At 62.0% G+C, this 24,602-nt stretch carries 18 protein-coding genes; 17 read left to right on the top strand and 1 reads right to left on the bottom strand.

What is annotated here, in order from left to right:
- The 14 genes from AO268_RS32035 to AO268_RS31970 form a co-directional block, all read left to right on the top strand.
- Positions 1 to 921: phage tail protein (locus tag AO268_RS32035; protein WP_099170900.1), on the top strand; the 921-nt coding region annotated here is incomplete at its 5' end.
- Positions 921 to 1,463 carry a phage baseplate assembly protein domain-containing protein gene (locus AO268_RS32030; protein ID WP_099170897.1) on the top strand — a complete coding sequence of 181 codons (543 nt, stop codon included), beginning with the start codon at positions 921 to 923 and terminating at the stop codon, positions 1,461 to 1,463. The genes AO268_RS32035 and AO268_RS32030, both read left to right, overlap by 1 nt.
- Positions 1,464 to 1,519: 56 nt before the next feature.
- Positions 1,520 to 1,870: a phage GP46 family protein gene (locus AO268_RS32025; RefSeq protein WP_099170896.1), complete on the top strand. Its 351-nt coding sequence runs from the start codon at positions 1,520 to 1,522 to the stop codon at positions 1,868 to 1,870.
- A gap of 1 nt (position 1,871) precedes the next feature.
- Positions 1,872 to 2,942, top strand: a complete 1,071-nt coding sequence (locus AO268_RS32020; protein WP_099170895.1) for a baseplate J/gp47 family protein — start codon at positions 1,872 to 1,874, stop codon at positions 2,940 to 2,942.
- On the top strand, positions 2,939 to 3,514 hold the full coding sequence (locus AO268_RS32015; RefSeq protein ID WP_099170894.1) for a YmfQ family protein: 576 nt from the start codon (positions 2,939 to 2,941) through the stop codon (positions 3,512 to 3,514). Before AO268_RS32020 ends, AO268_RS32015 begins: the two co-directional genes overlap by 4 nt.
- Positions 3,514 to 4,593 carry a hypothetical protein gene (locus AO268_RS32010; RefSeq protein WP_099170893.1) on the top strand — a complete coding sequence of 360 codons (1,080 nt, stop codon included), beginning with the start codon at positions 3,514 to 3,516 and terminating at the stop codon, positions 4,591 to 4,593. Before AO268_RS32015 ends, AO268_RS32010 begins: the two co-directional genes overlap by 1 nt.
- Positions 4,590 to 5,276: a tail fiber assembly protein gene (locus tag AO268_RS32005; protein ID WP_257154497.1), complete on the top strand. Its 687-nt coding sequence runs from the start codon at positions 4,590 to 4,592 to the stop codon at positions 5,274 to 5,276. The genes AO268_RS32010 and AO268_RS32005 overlap by 4 nt, the downstream gene beginning before the upstream one ends.
- A 688-nt stretch (positions 5,277 to 5,964) precedes the next feature.
- Positions 5,965 to 7,416 (top strand): alanine/glycine:cation symporter family protein, encoded by a 1,452-nt coding sequence (locus AO268_RS32000; RefSeq protein WP_076963101.1) that lies wholly within the window; start codon positions 5,965 to 5,967, stop codon positions 7,414 to 7,416.
- 77 nt (positions 7,417 to 7,493) lie between these two features.
- Entirely contained in the window at positions 7,494 to 8,471 is a 978-nt protein-coding gene (locus AO268_RS31995) for an asparaginase (protein ID WP_099170892.1), read from the top strand.
- 116 nt (positions 8,472 to 8,587) lie between these two features.
- Positions 8,588 to 13,159, top strand: coding sequence for a hypothetical protein (locus tag AO268_RS31990; protein ID WP_099170891.1), 4,572 nt, complete (start codon positions 8,588 to 8,590; stop codon positions 13,157 to 13,159).
- Between the two features lie 48 nt (positions 13,160 to 13,207).
- Entirely contained in the window at positions 13,208 to 14,200 is a 993-nt protein-coding gene (locus AO268_RS31985) for an AraC family transcriptional regulator (RefSeq protein WP_076963098.1), read from the top strand.
- Between the two features lie 147 nt (positions 14,201 to 14,347).
- Complete coding sequence (locus AO268_RS31980) at positions 14,348 to 15,382, top strand: histone deacetylase family protein (protein WP_099170890.1); 1,035 nt, start codon at positions 14,348 to 14,350, stop codon at positions 15,380 to 15,382.
- Positions 15,379 to 16,470: a polyamine ABC transporter substrate-binding protein gene (locus AO268_RS31975; RefSeq protein WP_076963096.1), complete on the top strand. Its 1,092-nt coding sequence runs from the start codon at positions 15,379 to 15,381 to the stop codon at positions 16,468 to 16,470. The genes AO268_RS31980 and AO268_RS31975 overlap by 4 nt, the downstream gene beginning before the upstream one ends.
- 114 nt (positions 16,471 to 16,584) lie before the next feature.
- Positions 16,585 to 21,195 carry a dermonecrotic toxin domain-containing protein gene (locus tag AO268_RS31970; RefSeq protein WP_099170889.1) on the top strand — a complete coding sequence of 1,537 codons (4,611 nt, stop codon included), beginning with the start codon at positions 16,585 to 16,587 and terminating at the stop codon, positions 21,193 to 21,195.
- A 3-nt stretch (positions 21,196 to 21,198) separates the two neighbouring features.
- Here AO268_RS31970 and pdxR read toward each other — a convergent pair whose 3' ends face one another.
- Positions 21,199 to 22,734, bottom strand: coding sequence for a MocR-like pyridoxine biosynthesis transcription factor PdxR (gene pdxR, locus AO268_RS31965; protein WP_076963094.1), 1,536 nt, complete (start codon positions 22,732 to 22,734; stop codon positions 21,199 to 21,201).
- A gap of 103 nt (positions 22,735 to 22,837) precedes the next feature.
- On the opposite strand from pdxR, the gene AO268_RS31960 reads away from it, so the two are divergent.
- Genes AO268_RS31960 through AO268_RS31950 form a run of 3 tightly spaced genes read left to right on the top strand, consistent with a single transcriptional unit; the run spans position 22,838 to position 24,601 of the window.
- Positions 22,838 to 23,473 carry an FMN-binding negative transcriptional regulator gene (locus AO268_RS31960; protein ID WP_076963093.1) on the top strand — a complete coding sequence of 212 codons (636 nt, stop codon included), beginning with the start codon at positions 22,838 to 22,840 and terminating at the stop codon, positions 23,471 to 23,473.
- The gene (locus AO268_RS31955; RefSeq protein WP_099170888.1) at positions 23,470 to 23,916 is read left to right on the top strand and encodes a GNAT family N-acetyltransferase; all 447 of its coding nucleotides are present in this window, start codon (positions 23,470 to 23,472) and stop codon (positions 23,914 to 23,916) included. The genes AO268_RS31960 and AO268_RS31955 overlap by 4 nt, the downstream gene beginning before the upstream one ends.
- A gap of 10 nt (positions 23,917 to 23,926) precedes the next feature.
- Positions 23,927 to 24,601: a GNAT family N-acetyltransferase gene (locus AO268_RS31950; protein ID WP_099170887.1), complete on the top strand. Its 675-nt coding sequence runs from the start codon at positions 23,927 to 23,929 to the stop codon at positions 24,599 to 24,601.
- Position 24,602 lies beyond the last annotated feature (1 nt).

The raw sequence follows: 24,602 nt of genomic DNA, 5'->3' as shown, positions 1-24,602 counted from the left end.
GGACAAATAGACGAGTTTGAACACGACATCTCCCGTCAGGGTATCTCGATGCGTATCACCGGCCGGGACCGTGCGGCGCCCCTGGTCGATTGTTCGGCGCCGTTCGTCTCAATGCGCGAAGCCACACTCGCACAGATCTTGGACCAGGTCGTCAAACCGCTGGGCATTACCCAGTTCGAGATCCGCGCCGCTCAGGCTAAGACCCGACGGCGCGTGCAGATTGAGCCGGGCCAGAGTGCGTGGGAGGCGTTGCTCCAGGTTGCCGAGGCCAATGGTCTGTGGCCGTGGGTCGAGCCTGATGGGCGCTTGATCATTGGTGGGCCGGACTACAACGCGGCGCCAGTGGGAACATTGATCATGCGCGAAGACGGTGTCGGCAATAACGTGCAGCGCCTCAGTGTGCGGCGTTCTATCGCCAATCGGTACAGCCAGATCACCGTCCTGGGCCAGCATGGGCAGTACGACAATGACGGGCTGGACAGCAAACGCGCCCACCTACGTTCGGTCATCCAGGACGAAACCCTGGCCCGCCGTGGGATCTTCCGGCCGAAGGTGGTCATTGATAGCTCCAGCGAGAACCAGGACATGGCGACCACTCGCGGCCGTAAGTTGCTGGCCGACAGTCGTCTGGAAGGTTTCGAGATCCGCGCAGTGGTGATGGGCCACCGTGCCGATAACGGCCAGGTCTGGAGTCCCGGCCAGCGCGTCATCGTCCGTAGCGAGCCCCATGGATTGGACGCGACCTACTTTTTGATGTCGCGCACATTGCGCCTGACCCGTAGTGAAGGGCGCATTACTGAGTTGCGGCTGCGCGAGGATAAGTTGTGGGTGCTGGATGGCAACCCGACCAAGAAGCGCAAGGGCAAGGGTAAGAAGGCCAGCCCGGATGCGGAACTTATCGAGATTTTTAGGGGGCTGTAATGAGCAATATGGCACGCCTGGTGCGCGAGCAGGTTAGTAGAGTGATGGCTAACGTGCGTCAGGCCTTCCGTGGCACGGCAGCACGCAACACCCACGGCAAGTTGATTGGCATCGAAATGGAAGGCCTGGCAGGCGAGCCGGTTTCAGGCGAACTGATGCAGCACTACGGGTTCAGCTCGGCGCCGTTACCTGGTGCGGAATTTCTTGCCATCCCCGTGGGGGGCAACAGCAAACACACGGTCGTTGTCGCCAGTGAGGACGGGCGTTATCGAATCACCCTCATAGACGGCGAAGTATCGCTGTACACCGATGAGGGTGATTACATCCACATGAAGCGCGGCCGTTTGATCGAAGTGGAAACCGACACCCTGGTAGTCAAAGCCAAGACCAAAGTGCGCTTTGAAACGCCCCTGGTCGAAATGAGCGAGGACGTTAAGGCTGCGGGAGATATCGCTGACCATAAGCGGACCATGCAGGCAGATCGGCTGATCTACAACGGCCACAACCACGGCGGTGGGCCAGCACCAGGTCAGCAGCAATAACCTTAAACGCCCCTGAAATATCCTTACCCGCCTGCGCGCAAGCACTATGCCAACCTATGGAAGCAGGCATAAACCCAACCACTGGCGACTTGACGGGCCAGCGTATCAATACGCTGGGCAACGCCGTTTATATCCGCCTCAAGACACCCCTCGGCACCTGGTGGAAAGACACCACCGTGGGCTCCCGCCTGCATGAGTTGAAACGATCCAAAGACCTGCCAAGGGTCGGCAAACTCGCCAAGCAGTACGCCGAGCAGGCGCTCCAGCCGTTGCTCGATGACGGCCGCGCCCAAGACATCACTATCACCGTCGAGCAGCCCCACAACGGCTGGCTCAACCTTCAAATCGACATCACCGACGCCACCGGCAATCCGCAGGTGTTTCGCCAACCTGTAAGGGTGAACTGACATGGCTTATACCGCTCCCGGCCTGGACGAGATTCTGCGCGGCATCCTGCGCGACATTCGCAACCTTCAAGCCGAAGCCGATATCGGCCCCGACAGCGACAACTATGTACGCTCGGCCGCTGTGGCCTCGGCTATTGAGGGGCTGTATCAGAAACTAGCCTGGGTATACCGCCAGATTTTCCCGGACACTGCCGACGAAGAGGAACTGGTCCACGCGGCCGCGCTTAGGGGGGTGCTACAAAAAGACCCCGTAGCGGCCACCGGTACGGCTGCCCTCAAAGGCGCGCCCGGCGTACCGTTGCTGCTCGGTGCCACCTTAAAGCACGTTGTCACGGGCGAACTGTTCACCGCCAAAGCTAGCGCGAAGATTGGCACCAATGGCACCGCCTCGGTCCTAGTGGAAGCCCAAACCGTCGGCGTTGCACTCAACGACCTTACGGGCGCCCTGGTGCTTACCAGCCCGCCGTTGGGCATGGACGCGGCCGCTACTTTCGTCGGCAAGACCACAGGCGGCGAAGAACGGGAGACAATCGAATCCCTGCTGGCGCGTTACCTGGACATCATCCAGTCACCCCCGGCCGGTGGTGCGGCCTATGACTACCGCCGCTGGGCGTTGGAGGTCGACGGGGTAGCCGATGCGCTGCCTATCCCCAGGCGCAGAGGGGGCGGCACCGTTGACGTTGTTATCACGGCCAGCACCGGTAAACCTTCGGCCGAAGTTATCGCGGCATGCCTGGCACATATACAAGACCAGTGCTCAGTCATCGCTGACGTATGGGTCTACGCGCCAACTATCCGCGTAGTCAACGCCGCCGCCAAAATTGAACTAGCCCCAGGCTTCACTCTGGCCGAAGTGCAGGCCGCAGCGCAAAAGGCCTACAACGTCCTCCTGGGTGCATTGAAACCCGGCGAGCCCCTCAAGCGCTCGCAGATCGAAGCCATGATCAACAACCTGGCTGGCGTCCTGGACCGTGCTGTCACTGCTCCAGCCGGGAACGTCAAAGCGTCCGATGACCCGGCGCTTATTGGCTGGATTCGCCCCGGCACCATCACTTTGGGCCTACTGGAATGACCACGCTCGCCGATCAGCTCCGGTTGCTGCTGCCGCCTGTTTCCTATGACGGGGCGGCGCCTTACTTGTCAGCCACCATTGAGGCCGAAGCCAAAGCCATGGACCTGGCCGACGCCCAGGCAAACGTGGTTTACAACACAATTTTTCCCGATTCCGGCGAAGGGCTTGCCGATTGGGAGCGGGTGCTGGCCTTGCCCGACCCCTGTCTGCTCGGCCAAGCCCAGACTGTCGGCCAACGTGTAAAGGCCGTTGTTAGCAAGCTGCCTGGCCGTGCAGGCCAAAGTAAACCCTTCTTTATCGCCCTGGCTAAGTCTTTGGGCTACGACATCACCATCACCACATTCCGACCAGCGCGAGTTGGCATAGCGCGAGCTGGCGACCCCATCAACGGTGGTGATTGGGACTTCACCTGGCGGGTTAACGCTCCGGCCGTAACGGTGAGTTATGCCAGGGCCGGTGCTACGGGCGCTGGCGATCCTTTATCCGTCTGGGGCAGCAGAGCCCTGGAGTGTCGGCTGGGCCAGATGAAGCCCGCCGAGTCCATTTTGCTGTTCGGTTACGGAGACAACTAATGCAGAAGATCAGCGACAGCACCAGCACCGCGAATGCTGATGGCGAGTTTACCGAGGGCAACCCACAAGCTGGGGCAGACGCAACACTGATCAAGGCAGCTTGGCTGAACACCATTCAGCGAGAACTTGTCGCGGTTGTCCTCGCTGCTGGGGTAACTCTTAACAAAGACGATGACTCCCAACTGTCCAAGGCTGTCAAAGCGCTGGCTGGGTCAGCGGCAGACTATAAAAAGCTGCTGAACAAGCCAACCACACTTGCGGAGGCAGGTATTAAGGATACCTACCGTGCCGTTGATATCGACTCCAAACTGGACGGTAAGGTTAATGGGGATTGGGTAGATACCATTGGTTTTGCGAGCGATAACATAGCGCAACCCTACATTCGCCAAAAATCGACCGGCACCAACATCCTCTTGGCGGCAGCACATCACAGCCACTCCTTTTCGAGTCTGACTGGAGTACCAACCACGCTAGCGGGGCATGGCATCTACGATGCTTTCACCAAAACGCAGGTCGAAGCACTTATAAACGGAGAGGTTGCTCGACTGATCGGTGCCGCTCCCGGTGCTGTAGATACGATTGAAGAGCTTGCTAAATCGCTCAACAACAACCCAAATTTTGCGACTGACGTAATTAATGGTCTGTCCGGTAAGGCCAACTGGGGCACGACCCTAAAAGATTATGGGATTCTCGACAGTTATCGGGCCGTCGACGTGGACTGGAGGCTGGATGCCAAGGCCAATTGGGGAACCACTCTGGCCGACTATCGAATCTCGGACTCTTATCGTGCCGTCGATGTCGACTACAAGCTCGTTTTCAAGGCTGATAAGGCATCAACCGCTGCCGGTTACGGCCTCACAGACGTTCATACCCTCACTTCATTCATGAAGCCTGTTGCTGGGCAGTGGGTGGGTCTGAGCGGGTCGGGAGCTATTCCAGCGGGTGGGACATGGGCTTACTTTGTCGTTAGCTACAACAACGTCGGGGTGATTGCTCAAAGTGGTGCCGGGGTGACGACAGGTGGAACAACTGTCGGCTTCACAAACAGTTCAAATGGTTTTGCATGGAGGATTGCATGATGACGACTAAGAAAGTGGCGATTGTAGGGGCGTCAAATGTAGCCATCGCCCGCGATCTGGCGGGAGTCCCAGCAGAGCCTACTATCGAGAACATCCAGAGGGTGTCCGATGGGAGCTATATGGTGACCTATAACGGGGCGCCCCATCATGTCGTAAAACTGGAGTCACCCGAGCTATACACCATGGTCCTTGCGAGCATAGAGGCTGGGGCGAGAGTCGAAAAATATCTGGGGTCGAGTACTTCTGATGAATTGAAGCCTTCCGTGCCAGAGCCAACGATTGAGAATATCCAAAGCCGAACCGATGGAAGCTACGTTGTCATTTACAAGGGCCTTCCATATCACGCCACAAGGCTAGAGACCCCCGAGGTTTACGAGCAAGTCCTTGCAAAGATTGAAGCGGGTGAGCCTGTCACGGAATACCAGGAACGAGTTGTTCCAATGCCCACTCCGGCTGAGGAAGCTCAAAACGAAATCGCCAGCCGACGCGCCGTTGCTGATTACTCAATCAGGCCGTTTCAGGACGCGGTAGATATTGATGATGCAACCGACTCAGAGGTTGCAGCACTCAAAGCCTGGAAGAAGTATCGGGTGGCCCTGAACCGAGTGCATGAGCAACAGGGTTACCCCCTGAAAATCGAGTGGCCTGAGGTGCCAATCATCCCGCAAAACTCAGCAGGTTGACCCCTAATAGGCCGTGCCAATCATCGTGCAACGCGGTGCCAAATCCGGCGCGCGCTTACATCAGGCCGCCTCGCTTTGCTTGTGATTTTGATCTCAGGCGCCCCGTTAAACCACGCTGGCCGTCATCCGATATTGATTTGGGGGGTAACCCGGCAGGACGCCGGGTTAGCCGCGCTGGGCCATGGATGGCCCATCGCGGCGGCCCCCCAAATCAATGTCGGATGACGGGCACACCGAGCCTAGGCGAGGTGCCGAGTGGTGGGGCAGGAGCCCTTTTGGTTACTTTTGGGGCTCTTTTCCAAAAGTAACCCGCCGTAAGGGCGGAACCAATAGCCGCCATGACCGCAGCAACGGATATGTACTCATACCTAAACCACTACATCGTTGTGTAGAAACTCATGCCCATCGCAGCCTCACCAAAGCTCAACAGCTCCCACATTAGGTCAGTGTGACGCTCGACCATTCCTCGGTCAGTTGCGCTGCTTGCAGACGGCTGGCGCGCAGCTAGGTATAGTGCCGCCCCTCTTCGCATGCACGATCGTCTACCGCATGCGAACGCCGAACTAATAACAACCCGCGACTTGGAGCCGGGACGAGCCCTCGCCCCACCTATCGTGCTGTCTGCGAAATGGTGTGGCGTCGAGCCGTCCGGCTTTTGCCTTTACAAAAAAACAGCGAGGAATACTCCATGCTAGAAGTCATCAACGACTTCCTCTCAGGAAAAGTACTGATCGTGCTCATTGTCGGGCTCGGTGGTTACTTCACGATCCGCTCGCGTTTCGTTCAGTTTCGTCACTTCTTTCATATGTTCGCGGTGTTTCGCGACAGCCTCAAAAGCAGCGCCGGCCAACTCAGTTCGTTCCAGGCGCTGATGCTCAGCCTGGCCGGGCGGGTGGGCGCCGGTAACATCGCCGGGGTCGGCATTGCCGTAACCCTGGGTGGCCCGGGGGCGGTGTTCTGGATGTGGGTCACCGCGCTGGTGGGCATGTCGTCGAGCTTTATCGAGTGCTCCCTGGGCCAGCTCTACAAACGCACCGACGCCGAAGGCACCTACCGTGGCGGCCCGGCCTATTACATCCAGCACGGCCTGCAAAAACGCTGGCTGGGCATGGTCATGGCGTTTCTGCTGCTGGTGACCTTCGGGTTCGCCTTCAACGGCCTGCAAGCCCATGCCGTGACCCACTCGCTGAACAACGCCTTTGGTTTCGACACCACCTACACCGGCCTGGCGCTGGCGGTGTTGCTGGGCCTGGTGTTTATCGGCGGGATCAAGCGTATTGCCTCGATTGCCGACCTGCTGGTGCCGGTCAAGACCCTGGTCTATATCGCCGTGACGATCTACGTGATCGTGCTGCAATTCGACCAGGTGCCGGCCATGCTCGCGACTATCGTCAGGAGCGCCTTTGGCCTCGACCAGGCGTTTGGTGGCCTGGTGGGCAGCGCGATCATCATGGGCGTGAAGCGCGGCGTGTTCGCCAACGAAGCCGGCCTGGGCAGCGCACCCAACGTGGCCGCAGTGGCCTCGGTGGAACACCCGGTCGCCCAGGGTGTGGTGCAGGCGTTCAGCGTGTTCCTCGACACCTTTATCATCTGCACCTGCACGGCGTTGCTGATCCTGCTTTCGGGCTTCTACACCCCGGGCTTTGAAGGCGACGGCATTGCCCTGACCCAGAACTCCCTGGCGGCGGTGGTCGGTGACTGGGGCCGGATGTTTATCTCGGTGGCCCTGGCGTTGTTCGTGTTTACGTCGATCATGTACAACTACTACCTGGGCGAGAGCAACCTGCGCTTTTTGGTGGGCAACAACCGCAAGGTGCTGATCGGTTACCGCGCACTGGTGCTGGTCCTGATTTTCTGGGGTTCGATCGAGAACCTGAGCACGGTGTTCGCCTTCGCCGACATCACCATGACCATGCTGGCGTTCGTCAACCTGTTCGCCTTGGCGTTCCTGTTCAAGATCGCCATGCGCATCCTCAACGACTACGACAACCAGCGCGCGGCGGGCATCAAGACCCCGGTGTTCGACTCCAGCCAGTTCCCGGACCTGGACCTGGACCGCAAGGCCTGGCCGGCCAACCCGGTAAAGCCTGAACCCAGCACTCAAGCCAGCGTAAAACTGAACGCCCAAGTGCAACGCTGAGCGTAGACAGATGACACGCCGCCCGGCCTTGGGCATGCTCTGGGCCCGGCGGCGTTTTTCGTTCAGGAGATTCTTCGATGTCCAAAGCCAATAACATCATGGTGCTCTACACCGGCGGCACCATCGGCATGCAGGCCAGCGCCAACGGCCTGGCGCCCGCTTCGGGTTTTGAAGCGCGCATGCGCGAGCAACTGGCCCACCTGCCGGCGCCAGCCTGGCGCTTTCGGGAAATGTCGCCACTGATCGACAGCGCCAACATGACCCCCGCCTACTGGCAGCGCCTGCGCAGTGCCGTGGTCGAGGCCGTGGACGAGGGCTGCGACGCCGTGCTGATTCTGCATGGCACCGACACCCTGGCCTACAGCGCGGCGGCCATGAGTTTCCAACTGCTGGGCCTACCGGCGCCCGTGGTGTTCACCGGTTCGATGCTGCCGGCCGGGGTGCCCGACAGCGATGCCTGGGAAAACGTCAGCGGCGCCCTGGCGGCGTTGGGCGAAGGCCTGGCAGCGGGGGTGCACCTGTACTTCCACGGCGCACTGATGGCGCCGACCCGTTGTGCGAAGGTCCGCAGTTTTGGCCGCCATCCGTTTGCCGCCTTGCAGCGCAACGGTGGCGTGGCCAAGGCCCAGGCGCTGCCTGCCGCCCTGGACTACCGCCAGCCCAAGGCCCTGGCCAATGTCGGCGTACTGCCCCTGGTGCCGGGCATGGGCGCCGGGCAACTGGATGCCCTGCTCGACAGCGGCATCCAGGCGCTGGTGCTCGAATGCTTTGGCAGCGGCACCGGGCCCAGCGATAACCCGGCGTTCCTCGCCAGCCTGCAGCGGGCGCAGGAGCAGGACATCGTGGTGGTGGCAATCACCCAGTGCCATGAAGGCGGAGTGGAACTGGACGTGTATGAAGCGGGCAGCCGCCTGCGGGGTGTTGGGGTGTTGTCGGGGGGAGGGATGACCCGCGAAGCGGCATTCGGCAAGCTCAACGCCTTGCTCGGCGCAGGCCTGGCCAACGCCGAGGTGCGCCGGCTGGTGGAGCTGGACCTGTGTGGCGAACTGGGCTAAGGCCCCCACCGCGCCCTACATAATCACCCCCGCCCCTGACTGGCCGGCCCCTAGCATGGAACACCCGAGTGGATACCTCGGGCCGTTTCCATCTACCGGCAAGACAGGGATGCCCCATGACCACGCCTCACTCAACCGCCTCATCATCGCCCGCCCAAGCCGCCAACCTGCAGCAGGCACTGCTTGCGCAGCTGTACGCGGGCCCCTCATTCAGAGAAGTGGCGGCGGTGCTATTGCGCCAAAGGCTACAGGAACAGCACCCGACACTGGACCTTGACCCCGACACCACCCTGCTGGGCACGCCCGCCTGGGAGATCGTCGATGAACAGATCGTGCGCGGCCCAACCACCTACCAGCCGCTGAGCGATATCCTGGCCGAACAGGCCGTATTGGCCCGGCCGACCGAGTGTATCGAAGGCGAGCATTTCCTCACCCGGCACCCCCTCACCGAGCCGCCAACGCACCTGCCGGTGCGGATTGTCGACATTGCCCATACCCTCAACATCCTGGCGCCGGTCATGCTGCGCGCCTTCCAGGCGCAGCAGGTGGACTACTGGAACAAGAGCGATGGCAATGGCCCCCATTGGCACGAGCTGTCCAATACCTTGCGTACCGCGTGGAACGTGCATCAGGTCGAGGGCTGGAGTGACCGCGACTGCGCCATGGCCCGCCTGCTGTTCCACGCCCCGGCCCGCCTGGGACGGCTCAACGATCCCTACAACATCCGCGCCTGCCTGATCGATATTGACCAGGTCGATGGCACGCAGGTGACCCATCTCAATGAGTTCTCCATGGCCGTGTTGATCGGCCAGCAGGCCGGCCAGGACGTCATCCTCACCCACTCCCTGCTCAAGGGTTATGAAAAGTTCGCCTCCCTGGCACAACTGGGCCAGACCCTGCCCGAGCGCCTGACCCCTTCGGCGACACGCCAACAGCTCCAGTGGCGCCTGTTCGAGCCCGATGGCAATTTTTTCGATCATCAGGCCATCAACCTGATCGCGTTGCAGGTTGCGGTCATCGGCGCACTGGATTTTTCCGATCTCCAGTCGCCTGACGCCCCACCCGCCCCCATCCTCAGTGAACTGTCCGGTGATCACGAGATGGACCGGGCCTGGTACCAGAGATCGCTGCCCGACTGGTTGCGGGAAGCCTCCACCTCAGACCTGAACTTCTATGCGCGGCACTTGAAGGATTTGGCCGTGCAGCAAAGCCTCAACGGCGCAGCCTCCTATCAGGACGATATTCCGTCCATCGAGCCCTATGCGCTGAGTGTGCTGAAAGCCGAAATGCTCAAGCAGCATCCCGAAGCCGCCCACCTGCCGTTGGAGCAGCTCACCCTGCGGGTCCAGAGCCCGGTGGTCTGGGGCGCGTTCATCGTCCCCGGCAGGACTGACACCCTCTTCTTGAGCCTCAGCGAGTTGGCCCTGCAGAACCTGATCGCGGTGCCCATCGGCAACAAGACCCTGCAGTGGAAAAGTGCCCAGGCGCTACCGGCGTGGCTGACTGTCGATTACCTCGAAGGGCTCATCACTCAAGCCAATATCGGCCAGGCTTACCCGGCGCTGATCAAGAGCAAACTGCTGGAAAACCCCAGCGAAGCCTCACGGCGCAAAACCCTGTATGAGCAACAGATGCGTACGCAACTACCGCTGTTGGCCCTGCAAAACAAGATCCGCCAGGAACACGGGCTGGACGAGCAAGGCTACCGCTACGTGTCTGCACTGATGCAAGCGCAAGCCACAGACCGCCGGGTGGATGGGCAGCCGATTGTCATCCGGCCGCTGGCCTTCATCCCCGAACGCCGTGCGCCCTCCACGCCGGATACGGTCGCCAACATGTATGTGATCGGCCCCCGGGACCCATCCGCCGGCCCCTGCCTGCTGTATCGGCCGTTGTTTACCCCCACACTTGCCCAATACCCATCCCCGACCAACCTGCTGTATGCCATTGCCCAGTCCCCCAGCCTGCGCAGCTCGGTGCTGGCCTGGTTGCCCGACCCGGTGCGCAACGAATACGCCAACTATGTGTTCCCCGGCGACCTGCCATCGCCCTGGGCCGTCGCGGACTTCCTGGTGGATACCTCGACACTGTGGACCATGAGCGGGCCCATGCGCCTGGACGACAGGGCTCTGGACGGTGAGTGGTTCAGTACCCTGTACGAAGCCAACGCCCGCGCACTGACCACGCTGGCTGACCGCCAGTCGGTTTCCAATGCCGAAAACCGCTGGGCCACCTTCAAGCAAGCCGGCTGGCTGATCCTCAATACCCTGCTGCCCTTTACCAGCCCTGCCGTGGCCACCGGCACCTGGATCTGGCAGGTCGTCGAGCAATTGCAGCAGTTCGTCGATGCCCGCGAGCAGGGTGATAAACCCGCACAGTGGGCGGCCTTCACCGATGCCCTGCTGAACCTGGCAATGGCGATCACCCTGCATATCAGCACGCGCTTGCACCCCGGCGCCCATAAAACCGAGCCCGAGCCAGGCACACCTGCGGTAGAACATCAGGTCAAGGTCAAGCAACTGGATACCCTGGCTACCCACGAACTGCCGCCAAACCATGCTCAACTGCTGCACACCAGTGGCGCGGTGAATCGTGCGCCAGCAACCCTGGGCAAGGTGCTGGACAGCTTCAAGGTCAACCAGCCACAAGGTCTGGGCACCCCGCAAACCCAAGCGGGCCCGTACCAATACCTCTCTCGCCTTGGCGAAAAACACTACGCCCAGGTGGGCGAGCGCTGGTTTGAAGTAACGACGGACGAGGACGATACCGTGCTGATCATCGACCCCCGGCAACCCGCGCGAACCGGGCCGCCGCTACTGCACAACGCCGCCGGCCAGTGGTTCGTCGACACTCGCCTGCGCCTGCGCGGGGGTGGCCCCAAGCGCATGATCAATAAGGCTGAGGCCGATGCAACGCTCAAGGCGACCGAGGTGCGACGCAAACTGACCGCCTTCGAGAACGCCAAAAAGACGGCCCAGCATGAGCTGCAACAAACGCGCCTGGCGATGAGCGACGTTGTTGGCACCTCCGCCGGCGCCACCAGGCGCCAGGCCTACCTTGACAAACTCGACAGCCAGAGTGCGGACTATGAAGCGGCGCTGCAACAGCTCAAAAGCCTGAATGTGTTTACCCCGCTCCCCGATTACCCGCAAAGGGCACTCAGTTATGTCAAGGCTCAACTGGACCTCACCGATGCCGGCATCCGGGAAGCACAGACCACTTTCACGCCCAAGCTCAGAACCGTGCTCGATCACATTGAACTCCAGGCCCACACCCCCCAGAGCCGGCAGATAGAAGACGCCCGGCAGATGACGCAGATGAGCGAGGACATGATCGAACGCCTGGAGTACACGCAAACACGCTTCAGCCAACTCCAGACCCTCGCCCAGGACGGCCTGCGCCTGATTCAGGACGCCAAGAAAAAATTGCCCTCCTACACCAGTACCGACCTCAAGAGCCTGCAAGTGACCCTGGCCCGCAATCTGTGCCTGAAAGAAGACACCACCGAGCCCACCGCCTGGGCCGCCCTCGACGATATTGTCGACAGCGCCGACCTGTCGGTGCAGGCCTTGCGCGATACCGTGCAGGAGCGCAGCGAGTCCCGGCTGGACGAACGTATCGACAGCCTGGGCAGCCTGATCGAGCAGTTCAAGGTCATCGACGAACGCCTGGAGGATTTCCCCCAGGAGTTTTCCCGGCAGGCCCTGCCCGGCCCCGTCGAACGCCTGCGGGAACGACTGCGCGGGTTTGCCCGCGACGCCCTGAGCCACCTTGCCCTATTGCATGCTGAACGCGACATGCTGAGAAACCGGCCCACGCCTCCCGCCACACCCCCCAAGCCCCGCAAGCGGTTTATCCATACCCGCTACAACGGCGTGATCATTGGCGAGCCGCGCCTGACAGCCCTGGGGCTTGAAACAGACCTGGTGGACGTCAAGTCACCGCTGACCCAGCAGATCATCGCCACGTTCCACGAGAAAAGCCCGAATGTCTGGGTACAGCGCGTCACCTCAACGCCAAGCGAGGTCGCCGTACCTGACCTGTCGACCAGCCTGGCACAGGGCCGAGCCCTGCTGGACGGCTTGGGCGCGTTCAAGCACAGGGCCAGCGAGCAGGCGAGCAAGCCGGATCGCACGGCAGTGGGCATCGAATACCTGTACCACCGCCATGCGTTGCTGCTGGAAGAAACCAATCAACATATCGAAGAGGCGCTGACCCGCAGTAACGTCACGGACAGCCAAGCGCGCCCGGCAACCGTCCTCGGCAAACAACTCGAAAAGGCCGCGAGCGATCTCTACGATCAGGCCAGCGGCTACATGACACGCATGATCAAACAGCATCCGCCGACCACCGCCGGGGTTGAATGGCTCAAGGACCGCAACCTCATCGCCATCAAGCAATCCATCAAGCGCCGCCGGCTCAAGAGCCGCGAGCCAGACTACCTGGACGAATACATCATCACCGAGCGCAGCACCCACGAAGTCCTCTGGTATGCGCATTTTCATTATTCGGCCAACTGGACACCCGCCAAGTCATTCCTGTCCGCGCGCTTGAAAACAACCCACGAGTATCGCCAGGGCCCGGCGGCCGACTCCATCAAAGGGCTCGACGAACAGCAGCAAATTGCCTACTACCGGAGCGAGATCAACCTGGAGGCCGCCAAGCGCTTATTTTTTGACCACAAGTAGGCGGCACACTCCTTGCTGGCTCTTGCCCAACCCTGGCAGGACTCACCGATGCTGCACTCGCACCTGACAACGCTCAATGCCGTCTCGCTGATACTCGATACCTTCAAGGCCGAAGGCGTCGCGAGCGACCTGTTGCTGGCCGGCAGCGGCATCTGTAGCGCCGACCTGAGCCGGCCCGACCCGCGCATCACCACCAACCAGGAGATGCGCGTGTGTGCCAACGCCGTGGCCTTGCGCCGGGATATCGGCCTGGAACTGGGCCAGCGCATGCATGTGTCGTCCTACGGCATGCTCGGCTACGCGCTACTGACCAGTGCCACCTTCGGTGACGCTTTGCGCCTGGCCCTGCGCTACCCGGCGCTGTTGGGAACACTTTTTGCGTTGAACCTGGAGCAAGACGGCCAGCACCTCTGGTTTACCGCCAGCGATTACCGGGAAAACCCGGCGCTGGCCGCCTTCAATGTCGAATTCTGCCTGGTCTCGTTGAAAGTCATCTGCGACGACCTGCTGGGCCACGCCCTGCCGTTGCTCGGCGCCCGCTTTGAATACACCGCGCCTGACTACCGGGCGCGTTATGCCGAGCGCTTCGATTGCCCGCTGCAGTTCGACGCCAGCACCAATGCCTTTGCCTTCGACCGCCATTGGCTCGATCAACCGCTGCCGCTGGCCGATGCCATCACCCACCGTGCCATGGCCGAGCGCTGCCGCAAGCAAAACACCGAGTTTACCGGGCGCCAGGCGTGGCTGGGGCGGGTGCGCCTGTTGCTGGCGGCGCAATTGAACGTCGCACCGGGCATCGATGGCCTGGCCGCGCAGATGAATTGTTCGCCGCGCACCTTGCGCCGCCACCTGCACGACCTGGGCTGTAGCTATCAGGAACTGCTGGATGAACTACGCTTCGAGCGAGCCAAACAGTTGCTGGGGGAGGATGAACTGCCGATCTACTGCATTGCCGAGCAGTTGGGCTTTAGCGAAACCGCGAGTTTCCGCCATGCCTTCGTGCGCTGGAGTGGCGTGGCGCCGAGTCAGTTTCGCCCTTGAGCCTCGCGCAGTGCGCCTACATGGGGCGAATAACGGACACATTCTTTGGCCATATTTATCCCCTTTTGGCCGCTCCTGCCGTTCTCCAAACCTGCCCGCCCCGCAACACTGCAAGGCATCTCAACCCGCCTGCGGAGAACAATAACCATGCTGACGATCTATTCGGACGATCATCACCTGCACCACGGCCGTTGCGAATTGATGGACGGGCAACTGATGCCCTGCTTTGAAATGCCCTCGCGCGCCGACCATGTGCTGCAACGGGTCAAGGACCGTGAGCTGGGCCCGGTGCAAGCGCCGCAGGACTTTGGCCTGGCGCCGCTGCAACGCATCCACAGCCGCGACTACCTGGATTTTTTCAAAGGCGCCTGGCAACGCTGGACGGCCTTTGGCCAGGACGGCGACCTGCTGCCCTACACCTGGCCCGCCCGCACCCTGCGCCGGGTGTTGCCCACCAGCCTGCATGGCCAGTTGGGTTACTACAGTTTCGACGGCGGCGCACCGATCACCGCCGGCACCTGGCAAGCGGCCTACAGCGCGGCGCAGGTCGCGCTGACGGCACAACAGGCGATCCAACACGGCGCCCCTGGCGCCTTCGCCCTGTGCCGGCCACCGGGGCACCATGCCGCCAGCGACGTGATGGGCGGCTATTGCTACCTCAACAACGCCGCCATCGCCGCCCAGGCCTTTATCGACCAGGGCCACAGCCGGGTCGCGATTCTCGATGTGGATTACCACCACGGCAACGGCACCCAGTCGATCTTTTATGCCCGCGACGACGTGCTCTTCACCTCGATCCACGGGCACCCGGAAGCGGAGTTTCCGTTTTTTCTCGGTTATGCCGATGAGCGGGGCGAGGGGGCCGGCGAAGGCTTCAATTTCAATTACCCGCTGCCGGCCGGCTCTGGCTGGGCCCAGTGGAGCGCGGCGCTGGAGCAGGCCTGCGAGGAAATCGAGCGCTATGGGGCCGACATCCTCGTGGTCTCCCTGGGGGTGGACACGTTCAAGGACGACCCCATTTCCCAGTTCAAGCTCGACAGCCCGGACTACCTGGCCATGGGCAAGCGTATCGCCAGGCTCGGCAAGCCGACGCTGTTTGTGATGGAGGGCGGCTATGACGTGGAGGAAATCGGCATCAACGCCGTCAATGTTCTTGAAGGTTTTGAGGGGGCAGCCAAATGAATAGGCTCAAGTCTCTGCTGCTCTGCGCTGCGATATTGAGCAGCGCCGCCCAGGCCGAAGAAAAAACCCTGCGGGTCTACAACTGGTTCGACTACATCACTCCCAAGGCCCTGGAAGACTTCAAGGCGCAGAACCCGGCGATCAAACTGGTCTATGACATCTTCGATACCAATGAAGCCCTGGAGGCCAAGCTGCTCACCGGCAACTCCGGCTATGACGTGGTGGTGCCCTCCAATGTGTTCCTGGCCAAGCAGATCGAGGCCGGGGTGTTCCAGGCGCTGGACCGCAGCCAGTTGCCCAACTGGAACCACCTCGACCCCAAGCTGATGAAGCTGATCGAGGCCAACGATCCCGGTAACAACCATGCGGTGCCCTACATGTACGGCACTATCCTGATCGGCTTCAACCCGGACAAGGTCAAGGCCGCCCTGGGCGCCGATGCACCGGTGGACAGCTGGGACCTGATCTTCAACGAACAGCACATCAAAAAGCTCAAGCAGTGCGGCGTGGCGCTGCTGGATTCACCCTCGGAAATCCTGCCCCTGGCCCTGCAGCACCTGGGCCTTGACCCCAACAGCAGCCACCCCGGTGACTATGAAAAGGCCGAAGCGCTGCTGCTGAAAATCCGCCCGTACATCACCTACTTCCACTCCTCCAAATACATGGCCGATATTGCCAACGGCGACATCTGCGTGGCCGTCGGCTACTCCGGCAGCTTTTCCCAGGCCGCCAACCGGGCCAGGGAAGCCAGGAACGGGGTGGTCGTCGATATGCGCCTGCCCAAGGAGGGCGCACCGATCTGGTTCGACATGCTGGCCATCCCCAAGGGGGCAAAAAACCCGCAGGACGCCTACACCTTTATCAACTACTTGCTGCAACCCCAGGTGATCGCGCCCATCAGTGATTTTGTCGGTTACCCCAACCCCAACAAAGACGCGACCGAACACGTCGACGTGGCGATCCGCAACAACCCCAACCTGTACCCCACCGACGCGGCGATGGCCACGCTCTATACGCTCAAGCCCCTGGGCCGCGATGCCGAGCGGGCCAGGACGCGCGCCTGGACCAAGATCAAGTCCGGGACCTGACCGGGGATGGCCGGGGGCAAATCCCCGGCCAGGCTTATTTATCTACCGTCTTCCCGATCACACCAGAAACTACTGTGCAGCTCTTCACGCCTTACACCGGCCAAGGAGCTGCACATGCCCGACAACTCGACCCAGGACAACCACCACGCCCCCAGTACCTACGAACTGCTGACACAGTTGAGCACCGGCCCCACCATCCGGGAAGTCGCCGCCAACCTGTTGCGTTCAGCCCTCAGGGAGCAATACCCGACACTCATGATCGACCCGGACCTGGCCATGGTCATCACGCCCCATTGGCGTATCGCCCCCTATCTCATCCAACCGGCACCGCCGTCTGCCCAGTCACTGACCAGCGTCCTGGCTCGCCAGGCCCTGTCGCCTGAGCCGGTGATCTACATCGATGGCGAGCATTACCTCACGCTGCAACCAGACGTACGTCCGGCCCTGCATCTACCGGTCAAGATCGATGCCATCGCCCGCCTGATCAATGAGCTGTCGCCGTTGATATTCGTGGCGTTCCAGGAACAGCAACTGGACCACTGGAATGCATCCAATGACACCACAGGCCCTCGCTGGCAGCGGCTCTCCCAGTCCCTGCGCAACATGTGGAACCTCACCGCCCTGGAGGGCTGGGATGAACACGACTGCGCCATGGCCAGGATGCTGTTCCACTTTCCCGACCCGCTCAGGCGCCCGGGATTCGACCCTTATCGGATCCGGGCCTACCTGGTGGACATCGATGCCTTGCACGACAACCGTTTAACCCATGTCGGCCTCACAGACATGGCGGTGTTGATTGGCGAGCATGAGCGGCGCCAGCGGATCCTCGCGTATTCGCTGGCCGACGGGTACCGGAAATTCGAGTCCCTGGAGCGCCTCGGCGCAGCGCTACCTTCCAGTGTGGTGCAGTACCGTCCAGACGTGACGCTGCAGTGGCGGCTGTACGAGCCCGCCGGCAACTTCTTCGACAGCACGGCCTGTGCCCTGATCGCCCTGCAACTGCAGGCCATCGGCTCACTGGGCTCCTCCGACCTTGAAAAACCGCCGGCGCAGACCATGCCCGTGCAGGCCGTCACACGGGTCTTGCCGGTGCTTGAAGACCTCAGCGATCAATCGTTGTCGAACATGCACCAGATCCATGAACGGCTGCCTGACTGGCTGGCCAATGCGTCGGACCTGGACGTGACGACCTACAGCCGGTACATGACCGAACTGGCCCAATTGCATACCCAGTCCCGTGGGCGCTCCTTTCGCGACGGTATCTTGCCGATCCGCGACTACGCCCGCGAACACCTGCAAAACCGTCTTCGCGAGCACCCCCAAGGCGCTGGCCTGAATGTGGACAAGATCCAGGTCAGTATCGAAAGCCCGGTGCTCTGGGGCACGTTCATCCTGCCCGGCGCCAGCGATACCACCCAGCACAGCCTGATCGACCTGGCCCTGGCAAACCTGACCGGGCTGCCCACCGGCCAGGCCAGCGTACGCTACAACGGTGGCCCGGCCCCCGAATGGCTGTCGTACAACTACCTCAAAGAGCTGATCGAAACCCTGGACATCGGCGAGCACTACCCGGCGCTGATCAAACGCACCCTCCTGGACAACCCGGCCGAAGCCCAAGACCGCCAATTGCTCTACACCCGGCACTTACGGCTGCAGCTGCCATTACTGGCCTTGCAGTGGAAGATCCAGGGCCGCAACGGCCTTGACGAGCGCGGCTACCGCATGGTCGCCGCCGCCGTACAGGCCCAGGACCATGACCGGCAAGCCGACGGGCAAGAGATCGTCATCCGGCGCCTGGCGTTTATCCCGACCCTGCGCCCCGGCCAGGAACAGGACGTGGTTGCCAACATGTTCGTGATCGGCCCCCGCGACCACACCCAAGGCCCCTGCCTGCTGTATAGCCCGCTGCTGGACCCGGTGCTGGCGCAATACCCGTCGCGGCAAAACCTGCTCTATGCCATCAAACACCACCGCACCTTGCGCGATGCCGTACTGGCCTGGCTGCCCGAAGACATACGCTTCAACTACGAACAGTATGTCTTCCCTGGCAAACTGCCTTCACCGTGGACCGTCGTGCAGGGGTTGGTGGAGCCGCAGGTGGCGGTGCAAATGAGCGGGCCCATCGCCCTGAGCGATGAAGTGCTCGGTAACGATACCCTGGCCACATTGTTCCAGGCCCACGCCCATGCCCTGGTTGAACTGGCGACCCGGCAGTCGGTGTCCAACGTGCAGAAACGTTGGGCAAGCTACCGGCAGATCGGCTGGCAGCTCTTCAGTGCGACATTGCCCTTTATGGGCCGCACCGTCGGCATCGCCGCCTGGATCTGGCAAATCATGGATGACCTGCAAACAGTGGCGCACAGCGAGCCCAGCGCTGACGAGCAACCGGCCTGGACCGCCCAGGTCGACCTGCTGCTCAACCTGGGCATGGCGCTGCTACTGCACGTGGCGCTACGACACCCCGACCCGGTAGACACCACCAAGGCCCGTCCCTTAGAACCTGGCCTCAGCCTGGTAGAGGAACCTGAAAGCCTGCCCCCGGTAAAAAAAATCCTTGTGGTGCGACAACCCGATCTGCCCACCGTCGAACTCCCTGCACACCATCAAGGCCCCCTGCACATCAGCGGTGCGCTGAACCGCACGCCCTCCAGCCTGGGTGCAACCCTGGACCGCTTCAAAGTCAGTCAACCTGCCGGGCTGGGCGAACAGGTCAAAGAGCCCGGGCCGCACCTGCACCTCTATGCCCTTGCACATAAATGGTACGCAAACGTCGGGGAGCGCTGGTTCGAGGTCAAGGTGGATAGCAACGACAATGTGATCATCATCGACCCCACCCACCCCTCGCACACCGGCCCCTTGCTGGTGAGTAATCTGGCCGGCCAGTGGTTTGTCGATACCCGCCTGCGCCTGCGCGGTGCCGGTTTCAGGAACCGCCGGCAATCGGCCCGAGACAAGGCGCCCTCGCGCATCAGTGACCTACGGGAAAAACTCAACAAATTCGACGCCGACGAAAAACGCGGGCAAACGGAAGTGTCCCAGGCACGGGCGGCGATCGACCCGGTGCCCGGGCCGTCCAGCAACCGGCAGCGCCAAGCGTTCCTCGATAAGGTGGACAGCCGCCTGGCGGACTATGACGTGCCCATCCGGCAGTTGCGGTCGCTGAACATCATCGACACGGTGCCCAACTACCAGAGCAGCATGATCGACTATCTGCGCAAGCAACTGCTGCTGACACGCTCTGCCATCGCCGAGCGTCTACCGATATTTCGCGACAAACTGGTGGGGACCGTGGAAGACATCGAAGCCATGACCAGCCTGGATATAAAAAAGCGCACCGAGGTCGCACAGACCATGGCTGAACTGAACCTGGATATGATCAAGCGCATGGAGTACACGCAAACCCGCTACCGTGAGCTTGAAAGCCTTGGTGTAGAAGGGGCGAAGGTGATTCAGGCCACCATACGGGCCTTGCCCGATTTCAGGATTCACGACCTCAAGGCCCTGCAACTGACCCTTAGTCGCTACCTGTGCATAGGGGAAGGCAGTGGGGAAGCCTTCACCGATACCTATATCCAGCTCAATGACATCATCAATATCGCCGACCTCAACGTGCAAACGTGGATCGAGACCCTGACCGAAACCCATATCAGCAACCGGGACGAGCGCATTGAGGTACTCAACAGCCTGGTCGAGCAGTTTGCACTCGTCGATCAACGCCTGCTGGACCTGCATGCCGAACACCCGGAGTACGTGCTGCGCGAACCCCTGGAAACCCTTCGCCAGCAAGTCGAGCAATTCAACCAGCCCGCCGTGCGGGAACTGGCGCTGCTGCTCAGAGAAAGAAAAGCCCAGGTGCCCAAGCCCGGCACTTCAAGAACACCGCAGACACCCAGGCGCAAAGTCATCAAGACGCGCTTCAATGGTGTGATGGTGGGCGAACCGCGGGCGGCCCAAAGCGATCTGGTCGACATCAAGGCACCGGTGACCGGCAAGGTCATTGCGACCTTTCACGAAAAAAGCCCGGGGGTCTGGGTCGAGCGCCAGAGCCCGTCTTCAAGCCGGCGCGAGCCACAGACCCGCGACCTGGCGACCAGCATGGAGGCTGGGCAGACACTGCTCAATGAAGAACCCACCTCCACCCTGCGCACCTTGGAACATGCAAAAAAAGCCGGACGCATCCCGGTGGAAATCGAAGAAATGCTCCATCAGTACGCCGCACGCCTGGAGCACGCAGCGAGCGCCATTGAAGAAGCGCTGACCCGGCTCAACCTCACAGACAGCGACAACCCATCAGCCGCCACCCTCAACCGCAAACTCAACGACACAGCCCAGCGGCTCTACGAGCAGGGCACAACCACCCGCATCCGCATGACCAAACAGCAACCGCCCACCGCCGCACGGGTGGAGTGGCTGCATGCCAAGGGGTTGGTAAAAATTGCCAAGGTCGTCACCCGCCGGCGCCTCAAGGGCCCCGGCAAAAACTACCTGGACGAATACGAAGTGCGCGATCACCAGACTCACGCCGTGCTGTGGTATGCCCACTTTCACTATGAATCGCCCACCGCCGCCCCCGAACACTTTAGCGCCGGCCACCTGAAAACCCGCGACCAGCAAAAACTCGGCGGCGCGATCCACCGTACAGGCTTGAGCGACCGCGACCAGATCGCCATTTATCGCAGTGAAATCAGCCCGCAATTGGCCCGGTCACTGTTCTTCCAGAGCTGACCGTCAACCGACCTGCCATGCCCGGCGCAGCCTGGCCAGGGCCTGGGCGATGGCAGCTTCGGGCACGGCGGCAAACCCCAGCACCAGGCCGGCCCGCGGGTTGCCCGTAGGGCTGGCGTCGGGCAACCAATAGCTGCTCAGGCCATTGATCTCGACACCCGCCCCGTGGGCCTGGGCCAGCAATTGCGCTTCACGGGCCAGGCCCTCTACCCGCACCGTGAGGTGCAACCCCGCCGCGACGCCGGGCAGGCTGCCCATGCCCGGCACGTCAGCCGGCCAGCCGGCGAGCAAAGCATTGCGCCGACTCAAGGCCGCGCGGCGCATGCGGCGGATATGCCGCTGGAAGTGCCCGGCCGCCATGAACTCGGCCATCACCGCCTGGGTGCTGACTTCCGAGTGCCGCACATCCACGGCACGGCGCCGGGTGAAGGCGTCCACCCACCCGTGTGGCAGTACCAGGTAGCCCAGGCGCAACGCCGGGAACGCCACCTTGCCGAACGTCCCCACATAGAGCACCCGGCCACTGCGGTCGAGGGCGGCCAGCGGGGCCAGGGGCGCGCCGCTGTAGCGGTACTCGCCGTCGTAGTCGTCCTCGATGATCCAGCCGCCCGTGCGCTCGGCCCAGGCCAGCAACTCCAGGCGCCGGGGCAGGCTCATGACCACCCCAGTCGGGTACTGGTGCGAAGGCGTGACATAAGCCAGGCGGCAGTCGTGGAGCGCGTTCAATGCCTGGCAGTCGATGCCTTCGGCGTCTACCGCCACGCCCTCCAGTTTCGCCCCCGCAATGGCGAACGCATGCCCTGCCGCCCGATAGCCGGGATTTTCAAGCGCCACGCGATCCCCGGGCGCCACCAGCAGCTGTGCACAAAGGCTGATTCCCTGCTGTGCGCCGCTGGTGATCACTATTTGTTCAGCGCTGCACTGCAGGCCTCGCGAACTGCGCAGGTAGGCGGCGATCAACCCGCGCAGGCGCTCGTCCCCCGCCGGATCGCCGTAGCACAGTTGCTGCAGGTCCGGTTTGCGCCAAAAAGCCGCATTGAGCTTGGCCCACACGTCAAACGGGAACAGGTCAAAGGCCGGTACACCTACGCGAAAAGCCCGGGGCGGGCCCGTGGGTGGCAAGGGTAAATGGTTGGTTTCCAGGCGCCCCAAGGCGGGGCTGTGGATAACTTTCCTGGGGGAAATTCCAGGCGGATTGGCGTGAATTGTGGATAAGGTTGGGGATAAGCCTGTTGATAACCCTGTGGACAGTTTTGTGGATAATTTTTCTGCCAGTTGCGCCACATAGGTCCCATCGCCGACCCGTCCCTGGATAAAGCCCTCGGCATACAGCTGGTCGTAGGCCCGTACCACACTGTTGCGGGAAATCGACAACGCCGCCGCCAGATCCCGGCTGGCCGGCAACCGGGTGCCGCTGACCAGCCGCCCATCCAGCACCCGCTGGCGCAGCGCTTCGTATAACTGCCGCGTCAGGCCCTGACGGCGGTCCAGTTCGATTCCGGCCGGGTTGAACGACAGCGGGGGCGCTAACGGGGGCATGGCATGGACTCCGCACATTGGACCCATGAAATGGATCAAAGATGGCTCTTACAACGAACCATTAGCCTGCCTAGGATGCTGCCATTCGCCAAGGAAAATATTCATGTACACACCCCGCGCCTTTGCCCTCGACGACTTGCCCGAAATACAGCAACTGATCCGGCACACGCGCCTGGCGCAGTTGGTGACCTTTGGCGAACACGGCCTGCAAGCCAGCCACTTGCCGCTGCTGCTCAACCCGGATGAAGGGCCCAACGGTACGCTCTATGGGCATATGGCCAAAGCCAATCGCCAGTGGCAGGACCTGCAGAACGGCAGCCAGGCCCTGGTGATTTTTGCCGGTGCCGAGGCCTATATCAGCCCGGCGTTTTACCCGACCAAGGCTGAGCACGGCAAAGTGGTGCCCACCTGGAATTACCTGGCAGTCCACGCCTATGGCCAGGCCGAGGTGTTCACCGAAGCCGAGCGCCTGCTCACACTGGTCAGCGCCCTGACCGACCGCCACGAGCGCGGCCGCGCCCAGCCCTGGCAAGTCAGCGACGCACCTGCGGACTACATGGATGGCATGCTCAAGGCCATCGTCGGTTTCGCCCTGCCGATCCAGCGCCTGCAAGGCAAACGCAAGCTCAGCCAGAACCGCAGCGCGGCGGATATCGCCGGCGTGCGCCAAGGGCTGGCTGCCAGCCCTGACGTGCGCGACCAAACCCTCGCCCGATTCATTCCCAAGGAGCCCACATGAGCCCGATCGCAATCCGCCGGGTAACCGCCGCCGACCACGCTGCCTGGTTGCCGCTGTGGCAGGCCTACCTGCGCTTCTACAACACCGAGCTGCCGGACGCGGTCAGCACCAGTACCTGGCAACGCCTGCTCGACCCCAACGAGCCGACCCATTCGGCCCTGGCCTGGCAGGACGGCAAGGCGCTGGGCCTGGTCAACTTTATCTACCATCGCTCCAACTGGAGCATCGAAAGCGCCTGTTACCTGCAAGACCTGTTCGTGGAGGCCGCCCAACGCGGCACCGGGGTCGGTCGCACACTGATCGAATTCGTCTACACCACCGCCAAGGCCGAGGGGTGTTGCAAAGTCCACTGGCTGACCCATGAGAGCAATGCCACTGCGATTGCGTTATACGAGCGCATCGCCGAACGTCCCGGCTTTATCCAATTTCGCCAAGGCCTTTAAGGAGCAGCGCATGTCGACCTCACTCGCAGACTGGAAAGGTGCCCCGGCGCCCACCGCCCAATTGATCNTCGAAGGGCTTTTTACCCGCCTGGAAAACCTCGACCCGGCCCGCCACGCCGATGGCCTGTGGCAGGCCCTACAGGGCCCCGGCGCCGATCCCAAGCTGTGGGACTATTTGCCCTACGGCCCATTTCCCGAGCGCGCCGCGTTCGACGCGTGGCTGGACAACCACGCGGCCAACAGCGACCCGTACTTTTTCAGCGTGCTAGACCGCGCCAGCGGCGATGTGCAGGGCCTCCTCAGCCTGATGTCGATCGTCCCGGCCCAGGGCCGCATCGAAATCGGCCACGTCACCTTCGGCGCGCCGATGCAGCGCTCGCCCAAAAGCACCGAGGCCGTATACCTGCTGGCCCGGCACGCGTTTGAGCTGGGCTACCGGCGCCTGGAATGGAAGTGCAACAACGCCAACGCCCGCTCCAAATACGCGGCCGAGCGCCTGGGCTTCAGTTTTGAAGGGGTGTTCCGCCAGCATATGGTGGTCAAGGGGCAAAACCGCGATACGGCGTGGTATTCGATCCTCGATGGGGAATGGGCCAAGGTGGGCGCGGGGTTTGAGGCGTGGCTGGGCGAGGCTAACCAGACGGCGGATGGGCAGGTGAAAAGCCTGGCGCAATGCCGGGGCTGAC

This window comes from Pseudomonas sp. ICMP 8385 (assembly GCF_002699915.1).
GTDB lineage: Bacteria > Pseudomonadota > Gammaproteobacteria > Pseudomonadales > Pseudomonadaceae > Aquipseudomonas > Aquipseudomonas gessardii.
This window is presented reverse-complemented; position numbering and strand designations above follow the sequence as displayed.